The organism is Gluconobacter albidus, assembly GCF_002723915.1.
Lineage (GTDB): Bacteria > Pseudomonadota > Alphaproteobacteria > Acetobacterales > Acetobacteraceae > Gluconobacter > Gluconobacter albidus.
The window spans coordinates 1-17241 of the sequence record NZ_BEWL01000007.1; the positions used below are offsets into that span (position 1 = coordinate 1).

General features: G+C 60.4%; 13 protein-coding genes. 7 read left to right on the forward strand and 6 right to left on the reverse strand.

Annotation, left to right across the window (positions count from 1 at the left end; translation table 11 throughout):
* Positions 1-57 precede the first annotated feature (57 nt).
* The 4 genes from GAL01_RS09265 to GAL01_RS09280 are packed head-to-tail and all read left to right on the forward strand — an operon-like array spanning position 58 to position 5668.
* A complete protein-coding gene (locus GAL01_RS09265; protein WP_062031306.1) occupies positions 58-1515 on the forward strand; it encodes a TolC family outer membrane protein in 1458 nt (485 codons plus the stop codon).
* A 29-nt stretch (positions 1516-1544) separates the two neighbouring features.
* Positions 1545-2072 carry a DUF2497 domain-containing protein gene (locus GAL01_RS09270; RefSeq protein ID WP_062031310.1) on the forward strand — a complete coding sequence of 176 codons (528 nt, stop codon included), beginning with the start codon at positions 1545-1547 and terminating at the stop codon, positions 2070-2072.
* 55 nt (positions 2073-2127) lie between these two features.
* Positions 2128-4794 (forward strand): valine--tRNA ligase, encoded by a 2667-nt coding sequence (locus GAL01_RS09275; protein ID WP_062031313.1) that lies wholly within the window; start codon positions 2128-2130, stop codon positions 4792-4794.
* A complete protein-coding gene (locus GAL01_RS09280) occupies positions 4787-5668 on the forward strand; it encodes a hypothetical protein (RefSeq protein WP_077802926.1) in 882 nt (293 codons plus the stop codon). Before GAL01_RS09275 ends, GAL01_RS09280 begins: the two co-directional genes overlap by 8 nt.
* On the opposite strand, the gene ilvD is transcribed toward GAL01_RS09280, so the two are convergent.
* On the reverse strand, positions 5646-7502 hold the full coding sequence (gene ilvD, locus GAL01_RS09285; protein WP_062031316.1) for a dihydroxy-acid dehydratase: 1857 nt from the start codon (positions 7500-7502) through the stop codon (positions 5646-5648). The genes GAL01_RS09280 and ilvD overlap by 23 nt on opposite strands.
* A gap of 152 nt (positions 7503-7654) precedes the next feature.
* On the opposite strand from ilvD, the gene GAL01_RS09290 reads away from it, so the two are divergent.
* The 3 genes from GAL01_RS09290 to GAL01_RS09300 all read left to right on the forward strand — a co-directional run bounded on the left by GAL01_RS09290 (position 7655) and on the right by GAL01_RS09300 (position 11661).
* The gene (locus GAL01_RS09290) at positions 7655-9598 is read left to right on the forward strand and encodes a CocE/NonD family hydrolase (RefSeq protein ID WP_062031320.1); all 1944 of its coding nucleotides are present in this window, start codon (positions 7655-7657) and stop codon (positions 9596-9598) included.
* Positions 9599-9672: 74 nt separating this feature from the next.
* Complete coding sequence (gene msrA, locus GAL01_RS09295; RefSeq protein WP_062031323.1) at positions 9673-10227, forward strand: peptide-methionine (S)-S-oxide reductase MsrA; 555 nt, start codon at positions 9673-9675, stop codon at positions 10225-10227.
* Positions 10228-10278: 51 nt separating this feature from the next.
* A complete protein-coding gene (locus GAL01_RS09300; protein ID WP_062031326.1) occupies positions 10279-11661 on the forward strand; it encodes a DUF2252 domain-containing protein in 1383 nt (460 codons plus the stop codon).
* Positions 11662-11670: 9 nt separating this feature from the next.
* On the opposite strand, the gene GAL01_RS09305 is transcribed toward GAL01_RS09300, so the two are convergent.
* The 5 genes from GAL01_RS09305 to GAL01_RS09325 form a co-directional block, all read right to left on the reverse strand.
* Entirely contained in the window at positions 11671-12984 is a 1314-nt protein-coding gene (locus GAL01_RS09305) for an ABC transporter ATP-binding protein (RefSeq protein ID WP_062031329.1), read from the reverse strand.
* Positions 12985-13009: 25 nt separating this feature from the next.
* Entirely contained in the window at positions 13010-14656 is a 1647-nt protein-coding gene (locus GAL01_RS09310; protein ID WP_062031332.1) for an ABC transporter permease subunit, read from the reverse strand.
* Positions 14657-14763: 107 nt separating this feature from the next.
* A complete protein-coding gene (dut, locus tag GAL01_RS09315) occupies positions 14764-15219 on the reverse strand; it encodes a dUTP diphosphatase (protein WP_062031336.1) in 456 nt (151 codons plus the stop codon).
* Positions 15220-15248: 29 nt separating this feature from the next.
* Positions 15249-16439 carry a bifunctional phosphopantothenoylcysteine decarboxylase/phosphopantothenate--cysteine ligase CoaBC gene (gene coaBC, locus GAL01_RS09320; protein ID WP_062031341.1) on the reverse strand — a complete coding sequence of 397 codons (1191 nt, stop codon included), beginning with the start codon at positions 16437-16439 and terminating at the stop codon, positions 15249-15251.
* A 4-nt stretch (positions 16440-16443) separates the two neighbouring features.
* Positions 16444-17232, reverse strand: coding sequence for a class I SAM-dependent methyltransferase (locus tag GAL01_RS09325; RefSeq protein WP_062031345.1), 789 nt, complete (start codon positions 17230-17232; stop codon positions 16444-16446).
* Positions 17233-17241: the final 9 nt, after the last annotated feature.

The following is a 17241-nucleotide window of genomic DNA, read 5'->3' on the forward strand; positions in this document are numbered from 1 at the left end:
AAGAACTCATTCACATAACGTTGTGATATGATGCAGACTTCAAGAGCAGGAAATCTCATGACTTCAGGGTGCAATGGCGCGACGAAACTGACGGCCCCGCTCGGGCTCGGTCTACTGTCGCTTCTCCTGAGCGGAACTGCTCTTGCCCAGAAATATGATGGCAGTGGCTCACCAAATTTCATTCCACATACGCTGCAGGAAGCTCTCTCAACAGCATATCTGACCAATCCGACACTTCGTGAAGAACGCGCGCATTTGCGGGCAACCGACGAGCAGGTGCCTACCGCACTTGCAGGCTGGCGTCCGACTGTTCAGACGAGCATGAATCTTACTTACTACGACGGAAGCACGAACTATGCTTCAAGCGGCGGCTATCTCGGAAGTTCCCGGCGCTATCAGACGCCTGGTTACATGGGAAGCGTCACCATTACACAGCCGCTCTATCAGGGTGGGAAGACCGTCGCCAGCGTTCACGCCGCAACAAACCAGATCATGGCTGAACGTGCCCATCTGATCCAGACGGAGCAGGAGGTCTTCACCGATGTTGTCAACGCTTATGTCGGCCTTATTGAAGACGAACAGCTACTCCAGATCGCAATCAACAACGAGCACGTCCTGCAACAGCAGGTCGAGGCAACCCAGGAACGTTTTCACGTTGGTGAAATCACCCGGACCGACGTAGCACAGGCGCAGGCCGCCCTTGCAAGCGCCACGGCTGAACGGCAGCAGGCCGAAGGTACGCTCCAGAGTGCTCAGGCAACGTATCTTCAGGTCGTTGGGATCGCAGCTTCTCCCAATCTGGAAGCGCCCCAGCCGCTTAATCTGCCGGTACACAGCGAACAGGAAGCCGTTGCCGTCGCAGTCCAGAACAATCCTCAGGTCGTGAATGCACTCTTCACCGAAGCGCAGCGCAAAGACAACATTTCCGTCCAGATCTCCCAGATCATGCCCAAGGTTTCGGCAAGCCTGAACTATCAGCGCTCTGTCAATCAGGCTTACGGTGATTCCCTTCAGGATAACAAATTCGGCGAAATCGAATTTTCCGTTCCTCTTTATCAGGGCGGATCGGAATATGCTTCCATCCGGGGCGCCCGTCAGGATGCTCAGGCTGCCCATCGGGAAGTCGATGTACAGCGTAGAACAGCTCTGCAGAAGGCAGCATCCAGCTGGCAGCAGATGGTGGCCTACAAACAGTCCATTTCCAGCGATCGTATGGCGATTTCCGCAAACGTGATTGCACTGGATGGCGTCGAACGGCAGGCCCTCCTCGGAACGAGTACTACGCTCGCGGTTCTTCAGCAGCAGCAGACCCTGCTACAGTCCCAGAGAACGCTCGTTCAGCACCTTTCGAACCTCGTGACATCTTCATACTCTGTTGCAGCCTCGATCGGACGACTGACAGCAGTGGACCTCAAGCTGGGCGTCCCGCTTTATGATGAAAAAGCCTATTACAACGCCGTCAAGAACAAGCTCTGGGGCATGAGCGACTACGCGATCAACCAGCCCGGTCGCTAATTTCAAGCAAAACGGAATATCCGACATCCATGACCACTTCTGATTTGAACCAGCATGAACATCACGACGGCGAAGACATGACGGACGTCCTGAGTTCCATCAGGCGTATTCTTCACGACGATCCCGCCCCGGCTGCGACAACCGAGGAGACACAGAGCATGCCACATCAGGCAGAAGAACTGACCCTTGACAGTTCCATGATGGTCGCCTCGCCTGCACCCTCCGCAGCAACCATATCCACTCCGGAAGCCGCTCCTTCAACAGGAGACGGGACGACTGCACCTTCCGCAGAAACCGAGCAGAGCCGGAATGATCTTATGAACGCCCAGACCGTCGCAGCGGCGGAGCGCTCTCTCGATGAGTTGCATGCGGCATTCAGCGGCACGACGCCCCTGGCATCCGATACCGTCATCAGCCGTGGAAGCGGCCTGACGATCGAAGACATGGTTCGCAGCGAAGTCCGCAGCATGGTCCGGACATGGCTGGACGCCCATCTGCCGTCACTGGTTGAAATTCTTGTCCGTGCAGAAATTGCTCGTCTGCGTCCACGAGAGTAAGAAGGGAGGTGGAAGAGAATTCTTCCACCTGCTGTACTGACTGTCTTGGATAACCATGCTCGAAAAAAGCTTCGTCCCCGCCGACCATGAAAACGCCCTCTACGATGCGTGGGAGAAAAGCGGCGCTTTCCGGGCTCACCCCGACAAACCCGGTGAGCCTTTTTCGATCATGTTTCCCCCACCGAATGTCACGGGAACGCTTCACCTCGGACATTCGCTGAACTTCGTCCTTCAGGACATGCTGATCCGCTGGAAACGGCAGGAAGGGTTCAACGTTCTCTGGCAACCCGGAACGGACCATGCCGGCATTGCGACGCAGATGGTTGTCGAACGTGCCCTGGACAAGGAAGGTACCAGCAGAACCGCTCTGGGACGCGAAGGCTTTCTCGAACGCGTCTGGGAGTGGAAGCATGAGTACGGTGGCACCATCGTCCAGCAGCTTCGCAAACTCGGCGCGTCAGCGGACTGGGAACGTGAACGTTTCACGATGGACGATGGACTGTCCCGCGCGGTCCGCAAGGTTTTTGTCACCCTTTACAAGGAAGGGCTGATTTATCGGGACCGCCGTCTGGTCAACTGGGATCCGAAATTCCGCTCAGCCATATCGGATCTGGAAGTGGAAAACCACGAGACCAAGGGGTCCATGTGGTACATCCGCTATCCGCTGGATGATGGCCGGACCATCACCGTTGCCACGACACGTCCGGAAACAATGCTCGGCGACGTCGCGGTCGCTGTCCATCCCGAGGACGAACGCTACGCCGACATGATCGGCAAGAGCGTAACCCTACCGCTGACAGGACGACGCATCCCTGTTGTCGCGGATCTCCATTCCGATCCGGAAAAAGGCACAGGCGCCGTCAAAATCACGCCTGCCCACGATTTCAACGATTTTGAAGTCGGCAAGCGTCACGATCTGCCGGCTCCCACGGTTCTCGATGAAACCGCCTGTCTGTGGATCGAAGAAATACGTCCTGAGCTGCGGGATATTGAGGGGCTGGCTTCGGTCGCATTCGTCGAAACCCTGAACGGCCTGAGCCGTGAAGAAGGCCGCAGGCAGGTCGTCGCAGAGCTTGAACGTCTGGAATGGCTGGAAAAGATCGAGCCGCACAAGCTTCAGGTGCCGCATGCAGAACGCGGCGGGGCCATCGTTGAGCCACGACTGACGCTCCAGTGGTACTGCGATGCCAAAACGCTCTCCGGCCCTGCGGTTGAAGCGGTTGAGAGCGGGAAAATCACGTTTGAACCTCGCCAGTGGGAAAATACGTTCCATGCCTGGATGCGTGATATCCAGCCTTGGTGCATCAGCCGTCAGCTCTGGTGGGGACATCGCATTCCGGCCTGGTACGGGACGGACGGCAAGGTCTATGTTGCCGAAAACGAGCAGGAGGCTCAGGCTCAGGCCGGTGAAGGCATAACGCTCTCACAGGATGAAGACGTTCTGGACACCTGGTTCAGTTCCGCGCTCTGGCCATTCACCACGCTCGGCTGGCCGGACAAGACGGAAGAACTCGCCCGCTATTATCCGACCAGTGTGCTCATCACGGGCTTTGACATCATTTTCTTCTGGGTCGCCCGGATGATGATGATGGGGCTGCACTTCATGGATGATGTTCCGTTCCGGACTGTCCTGATTCATGGGCTGGTCCGGGACGAAAAAGGGCAGAAAATGTCCAAGTCCAAGGGCAATGGCCTGGACCCGCTGGACCTTGTTGCCGAGTTCGGGGCAGATGCCACGCGTCTTGCGATCTGTGCAGGAACGGGGCCGGGGCGGGATATCAAGCTCGGGCGCAAGCGCGTCGAAGAACATCGCGCGTTCATTACAAAACTCTGGAATGCGGCGCGTTTCCTTGAAATGAACGGGGCGAAGCCAACAGAAGGCTTTGATCCGGCAAGCGTCAAAACTGCGCTTGGGCGCTGGATCCTGACGGAAGCAAATGACGCGGTGGCGGAAGCTGGACGCGCTCTTTCGGCGTATCGTTTCGATGAATATGCCAACTGCTGCTACCGTTTCGTCTGGAGCCGGTTCTGTGACTGGTTCGTGGAGTTCTCGAAGCCCGTCTTTGCGGCTGAGAACGAGGAAACCCTCGAATTGCGGGCTGTCAGCGCGCATGTCCTGGGGCTGATCCTGCGGCTTATGCAGCCGGTTATTCCGTTTGTGACGGCCACGCTGTGGAAAGAACTGGGCTATGCGGGGGCTTTTGAAAACAGCCGCTGGCCGGAACGGATGAATGTTGATCAGGCAGACGCGGCCCGTTCAGAGCTGGACTGGGTCATTCGCCTGATCAGTGATGTCCGGACCGTGCGCTCGGAAATGAACATTCCGCCTTCGCAGAAAGCGCCGCTTCTGCTGCGCGATGCGACTGCGGAAAATCTGGCTCGCGCCCAGACCTGGGCTGAGGCCATTGGACGGATGGCACGTGTGTCCGAGGTTGGCGTGGTGGGTGACGATGCGCCCCGTAACGCCGCACAGATCGTGCTTGATGAGGCGACCGTTTTCATCCCGCTTGAAGGACTGATTGATCTTGATGCGGAGCGGGCCCGTCTTGCCAAGGAAGCTGCGCGGATCGAAGGTGAGATCCTTAAAGTGACGCGCAAGCTGGATAACGCGGATTTCGTTGCCCGCGCCAAGCCGGAAGTGGTGGAAGAGAACCGGGGGCGTCTGGCATCCTTTCAGAGCGATCTGGCCCGTCTCAAGGCGGCTCTGGGGCGTCTTGCCTGACTTAAAAACCTCTGCCTGCCTTGGCGCGGTCATTCTTGCTGTCATGGCAGGAACGGCCGCAGCCCGGGCACTGCCGGAAGGCCGAAGCCTTGAGAATGCCGTCATAGCGGGCGAGCATCTCGATGTTTCGGTCTTTCGGCCTGCGTCCTGCCAGATCCGGGCCATCCTGATCGTTCTGGCAGGAAAAGAGCGGAACAGCGCGACATATCGTGACGACGCCATTCCGCTGGCCAGACATGAATGCAGTCTGGTGTTTGCGCCTTATTTTTCCATATCCCGTTTTCCCGTCCAGCAGTATCAGCGCGGGGGGTTTCCAGCCTCGGCACAGAGCATGGTTCCTGCCGCCCTGTATATGAGGCCGCTGGAACAGTGGGCCCGCAACGTTTCCGACGAGCCCCACGTGCCGATCATTCTGGTAGGGCATTCTGCAGGAGCCCAGTATCTGGAACGGGTTGCAGCTTATGCTCCGGGAGAAGAGGTCATGACGATCATCATGAACCCCTCCACCTATGTCGAACCCGAGACGAATACGGCCGTTCCTTACGGCTTCCGCAACTGGCCCGAAGCGGCCAGCCTGCCGGACCTCCGGCGCTATCTTTCAAGCAATATTGCCGTCATTCTGGGCGCGGAAGATACGGAAACCTCTTCGGCGACGGAACATCTGGCCGCCGCGACGGAACAGGGGCGCAACCGTCTTGAGCGGGGACAGTGGGCCTATGCGCAGGCCCGGGAGCAGGCCGACAAGCTCAATGTTCCGTTTGGCTGGACGATTACCCTTGTTCCGGCAACGGGACATGCTTCCGCCAAAATGCTGGCGTCCGCCGAATTGCAGGACGCCGTCGAGAGTGCAATCAGGTCCGCGTCTTCACGATGATCTGTGACAGGTCGCGGACGGCGCCATGGGCGGCACTCGTGGTCATGGCGGCATAGGCCTGAAGGGCTTTCGAGACCACGCGCTCCCGGTTGGGCTTCCACGCATCTACGCCACGCGCATTCATCCGCTCCCGCCGATCGGCGATGTCGGCATCCGAAACGGCGAGATGCAGGCCGCGCCTGGGGATGTCGATCTCAATACGATCGCCGTCCTCGACCAGTCCGATCAGGCCGCCTTCGGCAGCTTCGGGAGACATGTGACCGATGGAAAGACCCGAGCTTCCGCCTGAGAAGCGGCCATCCGTGATGAGGGCGCAAACCTTGCCCAGACCCTTCGATTTCAGATAGCTCGTCGGATACAGCATTTCCTGCATGCCGGGGCCACCCTTGGGGCCTTCGTAGCGGATGACCACGACGTCTCCGGCCACAATACGGTTGCCAAGGATCGCGGCTACGGCGTCATCCTGGCTTTCAAACACGCGTGCCGTTCCCGTAAAGGTCAGGATGCTGGCTTCGACACCGGCCGTTTTGACGATGGCGCCATCTTCGGCGAGGTTGCCGTACAGCACGGCCAGTCCGCCATCCTGCGAGAAGGCATGGGCCTTGTCGCGCAGCACTCCGGCTTCACGGTCCTGATCCAGTTCATGATAGCGGCTGGACTGCGAGAAAGCGTGGACCGTGCGGACGTTGCCTGGCGCGGCCTTGAACATATGGGCGGCTTCCTCATCCCCGCTCAGGATGTCCCATTTCTTCAGTGCATCGCCGAGTGTGGGCGCGTGAACAGTGGGAACATCCGTGTGAATCAGGCCTGCGCGGTTCAGTTCACCCAGAATGGCCGGGATGCCGCCTGCGCGATGGACGTCTTCCATGTGCACATCATTCTTGGCCGGGGCCACTTTGCACAGATTGGGGACGCCACGCGAGAGGCGGTCAATGTCGTGCATGTGGAAATCGACGTCACCTTCGCGGGCGGCGGCCAGAAGATGCAGGACCGTGTTGGTCGAGCCACCCATGGCGATGTCGAGCGTCATGGCGTTCTCGAAGGCCGCGCGGGTTGCTATGCTGCGGGGCAGGGCGGAGGCGTCGTCCTGTTCGTACCAGCGGCGTGCGAGTTCCACGACCAGACGACCAGCGTTCAGGAACAGTTCGCGGCGGTCGCTGTGTGTGGCCAGCAGCGAACCGTTGCCGGGCAGGGACAGTCCCAGCGCTTCGGTCAGGCAGTTCATGGAATTGGCCGTGAACATACCCGAGCACGAACCGCAGGTCGGGCAGGCGGAGCGTTCGATCTGTTCGGACTCGCTGTCGGACACGTCAGGATTGGCGGCCGCGACCATGGAGTCAATCAGGTCCAGCTTGCGCGTCACACCGGGGCCGTTGATTTTGCCGGCCTCCATCGGGCCGCCGGAGACGAACACGACGGGGATGTTCAGGCGCATGGACGCCATCAGCATGCCGGGCGTGATCTTGTCGCAGTTGCTGATGCAGACGATGGCGTCAGCGCAGTGCGCATTGACCATATATTCCACGGAATCCGCGATCAGCTCCCGCGATGGCAGGGAATACAGCATGCCGCCATGGCCCATCGCGATGCCGTCATCGACTGCAATCGTGTTGAATTCCTTGGCAATTCCGCCGACTTCCTCGATCGCGGACGCCACCAGACTACCCATGTCCTTCAGATGGACATGGCCCGGGACGAACTGCGTGAAGGAATTGGCAATGGCGATAATGGGTTTGCCGAAATCGCCATCCTTCATACCCGTCGCCCGCCAGAGCGCACGGGCGCCAGCCATGTTGCGGCCGTGAGTGGTGGTGCGGGAGCGATAGGCAGGCATGGAACAGACTTTCATGACGGAAGAAGGCCCTGATCCATAGCGAATCAGACGCGCAGAAGCCAGTGCAGGAAAGATATGAAAACCGGAGCCTGCTCCTCTTGCCCCGATGTCGCCCTCCGGTCCAAACTCTGGATAAAGATCAGGAGCCCTTCGTGAGACGTCATTTTCTGAGCCTCGGCACAGCTCTGGCCGTAACCTGCCTGTATGCAGCGCACGCCGCCGAACCCACTTCCAGCCTGCCGGTCACGCCCGACATGATCCAGACCGGCAGCGACATCCCTGCCCATGTCAGCATGCCACCGGTCGAGCGCGACTACATCAAGCGCGACGTCATGATTCCGATGCGCGACGGTATCAAGCTCCATACCGTCATCGTCATTCCCAAAGATGCCAAAAACGCGCCGATGCTGCTGACGCGCACGCCCTACAATGCCAGCAAGCGCGCCAGCCGCGATGCCGATGCGAAAACCATGCGTGCGCTCCTGCCGCAGGGAGACGACGTGTTCGTGGACGGGGGCTATATCCGCGTTTTTCAGGACATCCGCGGCAAATACGGCTCACAGGGGGATTACGTGATGACGCGGCCCCCGATCGGTCCGCTGAACCCGACGAAGACGGATGATACAACCGACGCCTGGGATACGGTCGACTGGCTGGTCAAGAACGTACCGCAGGGAAATGGCCGCGTCGGCATGACTGGATCGTCCTATGAGGGCTGGACGGTCGTCATGGCGCTGCTGGATCCCCATCCGGCCCTGAAGGTCGCGTCTCCGGAAAGCCCGATGGTTGATGGCTGGATGGGCGATGACTGGTTCCATTACGGCGCATTCCGCCAGCCCAGTCTGGACTATTTTGCCGGACAGATGGCTGCGGCGGGTTCCGGCGTCTCTCTCGACCGTCCTGATGAGGACGACTACACGACGTTCCTTGCGGATGTTTCCACCGGCAATTTCGCGACGAAAGCCGGGCTGGACCAGTTCCCCTGGTGGCGCCGTACGAAAGCGCATCCGGCCTACGACGCCTTCTGGCAGGATCAGGCGCTGGATCAGCTGATCGTAAAAAAGCCGCTCAAGGTTCCGACCATCTGGGAACAGGGGCTGTGGGACCAGGAAGACATGTGGGGGGCAATCCATTCCTGGATGAACCTCAAGGCGCACCATACGCAGGTTCCGAACATTCTCGTCATGGGGCCGTGGCGCCATAGCGGCGTGAACTATGATGGTTCCACGCTTGGTCCGCTGCATTTCAATGGCGACACGGCGCTGTGGTATCGCGCCAATGTCATGCGCCCGTTCTTTGACCACTATCTGAAGAACGCGCCGGATCCGCATCTGGACGAAGCCATCATTTACAATACCGGCGAGAACCACTGGGATCACTTCCGCAACTGGCTGAGCGACTGCGGCACGTCGTGCATGCAGAAGGGCGAGCGCCTGTACCTCCAGCCTGATCACGGCCTCGCGTTCAAGCGGACCTTGCCCGGAACGGACAGCTATGTGGCTGATCCGGCGCATCCGGTGCCGTTTGTCGAGCGTCCTTACATGATGGACGGAGATCCGCGCTGGAAGCCCTGGCTGGTGTCGGATCAGCGTTTCGCCGAAAGCCGTCCAGATGTCCTGACCTACGAGACCCCCGTTCTCGATGCGCCGGTTCGGGTGTCTGGCGTACCGACTGCGGATCTGTTCGCCACGACCACCGGGACGGATGCGGACTGGGTTGTGAAGATCATCGACGTCCAGCCGGGACACACGCCGGACAATCCCAAAATGGGCGGCTATGAACTGCCGATGTCCATGGATATTTTCCGGGGCCGCTACCGGCAGAATTTTGCCCATCCGTCCGCTATTCCGGCGGGGCAGGTGCAGGAATACCACTTCACGCTTCCGGCCATGAACCATGTGTTCCTCAAGGGACACCGGATCATGATCCAGATCCAGTCGAGCTGGTTTCCGCTCTATGACCGCAATCCGCAGACCTTCGTGCCGAATATCTTCGACGCCAAGGCACCGGATTACCATTCGGCCACGCAGACCATCCACCGGGGTGGCGACCATGCCAGCGCCGTGTGGCTCCCGATCGTCACGGCAGCCCCATAAAATCCAGCCTGAAACTCGTCAGACAGGTTCAGCCTCCCCATATGGGGAGGCTGTCCTTTTAATGGAGCATCATCATGACGACCCCGTCTTCCAACCTGTCCTCCATTCTCCTTGGCGCAGGCTGCTTCTGGTGTGTCGAGGCTGTCTTTACAGGTCTGCGCGGCATTGTCTCGGCTGAGCCGGGTTACGCTGGCGGCAGCGTCGATCACCCCAGCTACGAAGCCGTCTGCACAGGTCGGACGGGCCATGCCGAAGTTGTGAAAGTCGTGTTCGATCCGGCCGAGATCGGGCTGGAGGACGTACTGCGCGTATTTTTCACGACGCACGACCCCACACAGCTCAACCGCCAGGGCAACGATATCGGGACGCAGTACAGATCCGTCATTTTCGGAGATGACGATCAGCAGGAGACAGCCAGCAAGGTTCTGGAAGAAATTACGGCGGAAGGCCTCTGGCCGGAGCCGATCGTCACGTCCATTGAAGGCGTGGCCCATTTCTGGCCAGCCGAAGAAAAGCATCACGATTATTTCGCCCGCAACCCGCAAACGGCCTATTGTGCAGCCGTTGTGGCTCCCAAGGTTGCCAAGGCGCGCAAGCTCTATCGGGATCGTCTCAAACAGCCTGACTGAAGAGCGTAGGGTGCTTTGTCAGAGAGCGTTTTTCGGATAACGTGACAAACCATGACAAAAGCACCCGTCTTTCCCACGCTCCGCACCCGTCAGGCCCGTTACGCAGCGGGCGTCGCACTGCGCCAAACCGTCAAGCGTAGCAGTCACGCTCTCTGGACGGCTCCAGCCAAACGGCCTGATCCGATTGGAATTCTGCTGGAGCAGGGGAAGAGCCGGATTGCGGACCTGCTTCCCATCCGCCATCAGCGCATGAAAGCCTCGCCCTTTGCATTCCTGCGCGGGGCGGCGGCGGTCATGGCCTCGGACCTGTCTTTTACGCCTGCGACCGGGATACGCGTCCAATCCTGTGGGGACTGCCATCTGGATAATTTCGGGTGCTATCCGTCTCCGGAAGGGCTGCCGGTTTTCGATATCAATGATTTCGACGAAACGGCACCCGCGACATTCGAATGGGATCTAAAACGTCTGGCAACCAGCCTTGTGCTGGCCGGACGCGAAGCGTCTCTGCCTGAAAAGCACTGTCGTCGTCTGGCGGTTTCCGCGGTCCGACATTATGTCGAGGAAATTGCCCGTCTGTCGGAACTGCCGCCGCTTCAGGCCTGGAACGTGCGGATTGATCTGCGTGCGGTCATAGACGGCATCAAGGACGACACGACGCGCACGGGCATGATGGAGAAAATCCAGTCCGAACTGGGGGCAATTTCCGGTCATTTCGGAATGATCGACCCCAAATCTTCGGTGCGCCTGAAAGAACATCCGCCTTTCGTCACGCGCCTGCCGCAACATAACGATATCGTCCGTGGGGCCTTCGCCCGCTATGTCAGCGACATGCCGCCCGAGCGCAGGATCGTGCTGGAACGCTATGCGCTGCAGGATGTCCTGTTCAAGGTCGTAGGGATTGGCAGCGTCGGGACGTTCTGTGCGCTCGGGCTGTTCACGACAGCCGATCACGAGCCGCTGATCCTTCAGATCAAGGAAGCCCAGACATCTGTGCTCGAACCTTTTCAGGGTGCCGTGGACATGACCAATCATGGCGAACGCGTCGTGACGGGGCAACGCATCATGCAGGCCAGTTCGGACACGTTTCTGGGCTGGACCCATACCAGCGGCAAGCGCACGACGGCCCAGACCGGCCGCAAGGCGGGTGGCGGGCGGGATTTTTATGTCCGCCAGACCAAAGACGTGCGGCTGGCCATGATCGGCGAGAAAATCGAAAACGGTCTTCTGCCTGAATACGCGGCGTTGTGTGGACGCACGCTTGGGCGGTCGCATGGTCGTTCCGCTGATCTTCCGCTGCTGGCCGGCTATCTGGGGAAGGGTCATTCCTTTGCCCGCGCCATTGCCGATTTCGCGGTTCACTACGCCGATCAGAGCGAAAAGGACTGGAAAGCCTTCACGCAGGCAATTGCGGACAAGCGCGTCTGCTGCGCCTGAGGGTGGAGCTTACTCCTCGTTCTCCAGATGGAAGCGGTCGGACTCTTCGTCATAGTCGAAGAGTTCGGCGTAACGGGCCCAGCCGATCGCTGTGGTGAGGGTCTGGCGTGCGTAATCGGGCGACATACTCTCTTCCATCGCCTTACGGAAGCGTGCGGCATCAACGACATGGCTCGAACGCTCGTCCAGCGTGCCACGGATGGAGCGGAGCAGGGGCAGGTGATGCAGCAATGCCGTCCGCATCAGGTCCTTGCGGGTGTCGGAATCGCCTTCGACGAACGCCTGGCCATCGGGCGTGAGCAAGATATCGCCGTCTTCCAGTTCCGCCAGATCCAGAAGCTGGAGCGATTCTCCGAGCGGCAACAGGTCATCGAGCGTCATCTGAAGGCGCTGCGCCAGTTCGGGCAGATCCGCACGGCCTGACAGCGGTTCACTTTGCAGAACTTCCATCAACCCGACCAGAACCTCGACCGCAAGATCGGGGAGCACGATGGAAAATGGCGGGAGGGTCATGCCAGAGGCAGAGGCCTGCTGGACGGGGTCGGCTTCGGACACGATCGGGGCACGGCGTGTCATGAGCGTATAGATCTGGTCCACGAAACGGCGGAAATCCTCGTCCTCGCGATTGCGCGGATGGGGAAAGGGCACCGCGATTTCATGTGTCACGCGCCCGGGGCTGGACGAGAAAATGAGGATCCGGTCACACATCAGAACTGCCTCCTCAATCCCGTGCGTGGCCAGAAGCATGGCCTTGAGCGGCAGGCGCTTTTCGTCCCACAGTTCGATCAGGTCGGTCCGCAGGTTTTCCGCACTCAGCATGTCCAGCGCAGAAAACGGCTCGTCCAGCAGCAGCAGCGAGGGCTGAAGGGCCAGCGCACGGGCAAAGGAGACACGCTGACTGAGGGCGTCTGAGAGTTCCTTTGGATAGGCGTTTTCGTAGCCCTCAAGCCCCATGACCGCAATGGCGGCGTCCGTCATGGACTCGCGCTCGGCACGGGGCAGACGGCGCATTTCCAGACCCAGAGCCACGTTCTGTCTCAGTGTCAGCCAGGGGAACAGTGCGCCGGACTGAAAGACGGTCGCCACGCCATCCAGCGGGCCTGTCACTGGCGCGCCCTGCCAGAGCACCTCTCCCGACACCGGCGGCGTCAGCCCGGCCATGATCCGCAGCAGGGAGGATTTTCCGGAACCCGAGCGCCCAAGAAGGCCAAGGATTTCTCCCGTTCTCACATCAAAGCTGATGTGATCAAGGACGATCAGATCCGTGCTGCTCTCCTTGAGATAGGTCTGGCGACATTCGCGAAGGGACAGGAGGGATTTCATGGATCTGCGGATTTCAGCCTGAGGTTCAGATGGTATATTTCTGGGCCGCGTTCACGGCGAGGGGTTGCAGGACCAGACGATCCAGCAGCATGGACAAAAGCGTCAGCAGCATCAGCGCAAGGATCTGCGCGCCCACGGCACCGCCGAGCACTTCGGAAAGCAGCGTAGCACCGAGCCCGCTGTCGGATGGCACGAAAGCCTCCGCCACCATTACGGCATTCCAGACCGGAACGACCGCGGTCAGCAGACCGCCGCAAAGTTCTGGGGCGATGGCGGGCAGAAGCAGCCTGCGCCACAGCAGAAAGCCGCGCAGCCTCAGGCCGGTGGCGACTTGTCGCAGACCTGAGGGGATGGCCTTTGCCGCATCCAGCACGACGATCCCGACCAGCCAATGCGCGCCCAGAAAAAGGAGCACGACTGCGGAGTTGAGCCCCAGTTCCCGGCACAGGGGATAGAGAAGCACGGCGGGGAAAAGAGCGCAGGCCGCCACGGCACTCCGGCACAGATTCCGTAAGGCGGGTTTGCGTTCGCTGATCAGCAGGCCCAGCGGCACCCAGACCAGAAGACACAGAACCAGCGTTTCACACACATGCGACAGGGTCAGGATGCTCTGGGCCAGATCCGACGGAACAAGCCGCAGAAGACCGGCATGGTAGACCGCATAAATGAGCAGAAGCAGCGAAATGCCGGGCAGGAGCGCTCTGGGGAGTTCCGGGGAAGCGCCGCTGTCCTGTTCGGGAAGAATGCTCCGAGGGCGGCCGATGCGCCAGTTTCCGATCCAGGTGAGAGCTTCCCCCACCATTCCGCTGAGCCAGAGCATCGGCTTTGTCCGTCGCCAGATCGTCAGAAGCCATGACTGGGGACGCGGGCGCTCCTCAATCGGGCCTTCCGGTCGATAGCGCTGCGCCCAGCCCAGAACCGGGCGCATGACGCCCTGATCGACGAGGAGGATTAGCAGAAGAATGACAAGCGATATTTCAACGATCCTGAGCGGATGGTGATCCAGCATGGCGTGCAGGACCGCTGCGCCACATCCTTCGTTCGTCTGATGGCTCATCAGCATCATCAGACCTTCCGCAGCCAGCAGGCGCACCCAGAACGCCGGCATGGCCTGCATGGCCCTGAAGGTTGTCAGCGGCACTGCGACGGGAATCTGCAAGCGCCAGAAACGCTGCCATCCCGTCATCCGCAGGCCAGTCGCCACTTCGTCAAGCGCAGGCGAAAGGGTATCTTCCGCATCCAGAACTGCTGTTACGATCCGCCAGATCATGCTGGAGGCCGCAACCAGAACGATGGTCACAGAAGCAGGAAAAACAGCCGCACAGATCCCGATCAGGCCAAGGCCGGGGACAGCGCGAGCAACCGAGAGGGCCGGGATCAGGAAGGCCCTGAAACGCGGCCACTGGCATGCGCCTCCTGCCACGAGCAGGGACGCCGCCACGACGGTCATGAGCGACAGCGCAACATGCAGCAGGGTCAGGGCTGCGATGACCCAGAGTCCCACAGAGACACCCGGTAACGCTCCCGTCACGACAGGCACGGCCGGAGAATGCCGGACGACAAGAAGCGCGACTGCGGTTACACAGAACAGGATCGAGAGTTCAACGCCACTCATGCGCTGGCGCCAGCGATGCATGATCCGCAAGGGCATGGCCATCGGGCTGCCCGTCATGGTGAGTGCTGTCCCCGTTCCTGATGGAAACCAGAGGTTAAAAAGAGACCTCTGGAAGTCTCAAGTGTTTTCTGCATGCCAGGAAAAATTCTGAGGTCGTTGAGGAATCAGTGACCGGTGCTGCCAAAACCGCTGTGGCCACGAACCGTCTCGTCCAGCGTCTCGACTTCCGACCAGCGCAGGCGCGAAACCGGGGCCAGAACGCCCTGCGCGATCCGGGTGCCACGCTCAATCGTAAAGGGTTCGGTCCCCGCGTTCATGACGATGATGCGAAGCTCGCCACGATAGTCTTCGTCGATAGTGCCGGGCGAATTGGGCAGGGTGATGCCGTGCTTGAGCGCCAGGCCTGAGCGCGGACGGACCTGAAGCTCATAAGCCGCGGGCAGAGCGATACACAGGCCCGTTGGAACGAGAACGCGCTCGCCCGGAGCGATCGTCATGGGCGCATCCACTGCGGCCAGGAAGTCGAAACCCGCGGCACCGGCTGTGGCGTAGGCAGGGAGGGGAAGCCCCTCGGAATGAGGCAGGCGCGTGATGCGCACATCAATCAGGTCTGTCGTCATGGCCTCTGTCTTACCCCGGATTGCGCGCCCTATGAAGGCGGATTGACAAAGAACGCTGCAATACGCTGAACGAGCTGTTCCGCAACGTCCGTCTTATCCATTTCCGGCCAGTTCTGAAGGCCATGATCGTCAATCAGGCTGACGGTATTGCGCATGGCACCGAATACCCCATGGCGGACATCATTGGCCACCAGCCAGTCACATCCCTTGCGCAGACGCTTGGCCTGCGCGTTGTGCAGCACATCATCCGTTTCGGCCGCAAACCCTACGACAAGGCGCGGGCGTTGAGATGCGTGGCAGAGCGTTGCCAGAATGTCCGGGTTTTCCACCAGTTCGAGCGTGGGCGGCCCATCGCCGGTTTTCTTGATCTTGCCAGGAGCGACGTCTTTTGCACGCCAGTCGCTGACGGCCGCCGTGCAGATCGCGGCATCAGCCGGCAGAGCGGCTTCACAGGCGGCCAGCATGTCCCGCGCCGTCTGGACCGGGATGCGGCGCACGCCCTCTGGGACAGGAATCGAGACCGGTCCGCTAACCAGCGTGACATCCGCGCCACGCTTCGCCAGAGCCGCCGCGATGGCATAACCCTGACGGCCCGAAGAATGGTTCGACAGAAAACGCACGGGATCGAGCGGCTCCACCGTCGGGCCCGCCGTCACCAGAACGTGACGCCCCGCCAGAGAGCGGTCAGGCTTCAGGTGACGCAGAATGGCGTCGCGGATCACCGGAGGTTCGCTCAGACGTCCGGCGCCGACTTCACCACAGGCCATGCTGCCCACATCGGGACCAATGACGGAGACACCCCGCGCCTCAAGCAGTTTCAGATTGGCCTGTGTGGCGGGATGCTCCCACATCCGCACATTCATGGCCGGGGCCAGCAGAATGGGGGAGGTAGTCGCGAGAAGCAATGTAGTCGGCAGATCATCCGCGAGCCCATGGGCCATGCGGGCCATGATGTTGGCTGTGGCGGGGCAGACCACCGCCAGATCAGCACTCCGGGCCAGGGCAATATGGCCGATTTCGCTTTCCTGCGTGGGTTCGAACAGCGCGTCATGCACACGCTCGCCTGCCAGTGTCTCGAGACTGAGCGGCGTGACGAAGGCCTTGGCAGCTTCGGTCATCACGGGCGTGACGGCAATGCCATCCGCCCGCAGCAGGCGCACGAGTTCGAGCGCCCGGAACGCCGCGATCCCTCCCGAGACGATCAGCAAGACGCGGCGCATGGTTTTACAGACGCCAGCCGGAATGGATAGCGGCAATACCACCGGACAGATTGCGGTACTGGACCTGCTCCAAACCGGCATCGCGCATCATCTGGGCCAGCGTTTCCTGATCGGGGAACATGCGGATGCTCTCGGCGAGATACTGGTAGCTCTCGGAATCCTTGGCGATGATCTGTCCCATCTTGGGCAGAACCTGGAAGGACCACAGGTCATAAATCGGTGCGAGAGCCGCGATCTCGACTTGCGAGAATTCGAGGCAGAAAAAGCGTCCGCCCGGCTTGAGAACGCGACGTGCCTCGCGCAGGACAGCCGACTTGTCCGTGCAGTTGCGCAGGCCAAAGGCAATCGTCACGCGATCAACGGAGCAGTCGGGGAGGGGGATGGCTTCCGCGTCTACGACACAGACCTCGATCTTGCCGATCAACCCGGCCTTGATGGCGCGGTCACGGCCCACGGACAGCATGGCAGCATTAATGTCGGACAGGATAGCCGGGCCACCCCCGGCACGCAGCCAGCCAAACGTGATGTCGCCCGTACCGCCTGCCAGATCCAGCAGCTTCATGTTGGGGCGCGGATTGAGCATGCCCACAAAAATGCGCTTCCAGACGCGGTGGATTCCCAGCGACATCACGTCATTCATGATGTCGTATTTCCCGGCGACGCTCTCGAACACCTCCCGGACCATCGTCTTTTTCTGGCCACGCGGGACATTGCGGTAGCCGAAATCAATGGTGTCCTCGGCCTGGGCGGAGGACTGGAAGGGCGAGGCGTTGTGTTCTGCGCTATCGGTCATGAGGCAACC

Coding starts and splice junctions, on each gene's coding strand:
- GAL01_RS09265 (WP_062031306.1), top strand. CDS start 58: ATGACTTCAGGGTGCAATGGCGCGACGAAACTGACGGCCCCGCTCGGG.
- GAL01_RS09270 (WP_062031310.1), top strand. CDS start 1,545: ATGACCACTTCTGATTTGAACCAGCATGAACATCACGACGGCGAAGAC.
- GAL01_RS09275 (WP_062031313.1), top strand. CDS start 2,128: ATGCTCGAAAAAAGCTTCGTCCCCGCCGACCATGAAAACGCCCTCTAC.
- ilvD (WP_062031316.1), bottom strand. CDS start 7,502: ATGCCTGCCTATCGCTCCCGCACCACCACTCACGGCCGCAACATGGCT.
- msrA (WP_062031323.1), top strand. CDS start 9,673: ATGACGACCCCGTCTTCCAACCTGTCCTCCATTCTCCTTGGCGCAGGC.
- GAL01_RS09300 (WP_062031326.1), top strand. CDS start 10,279: ATGACAAAAGCACCCGTCTTTCCCACGCTCCGCACCCGTCAGGCCCGT.
- GAL01_RS09305 (WP_062031329.1), bottom strand. CDS start 12,984: ATGAAATCCCTCCTGTCCCTTCGCGAATGTCGCCAGACCTATCTCAAG.
- GAL01_RS09310 (WP_062031332.1), bottom strand. CDS start 14,656: ATGACGGGCAGCCCGATGGCCATGCCCTTGCGGATCATGCATCGCTGG.
- dut (WP_062031336.1), bottom strand. CDS start 15,219: ATGACGACAGACCTGATTGATGTGCGCATCACGCGCCTGCCTCATTCC.
- coaBC (WP_062031341.1), bottom strand. CDS start 16,439: ATGCGCCGCGTCTTGCTGATCGTCTCGGGAGGGATCGCGGCGTTCCGG.
- GAL01_RS09325 (WP_062031345.1), bottom strand. CDS start 17,232: ATGACCGATAGCGCAGAACACAACGCCTCGCCCTTCCAGTCCTCCGCC.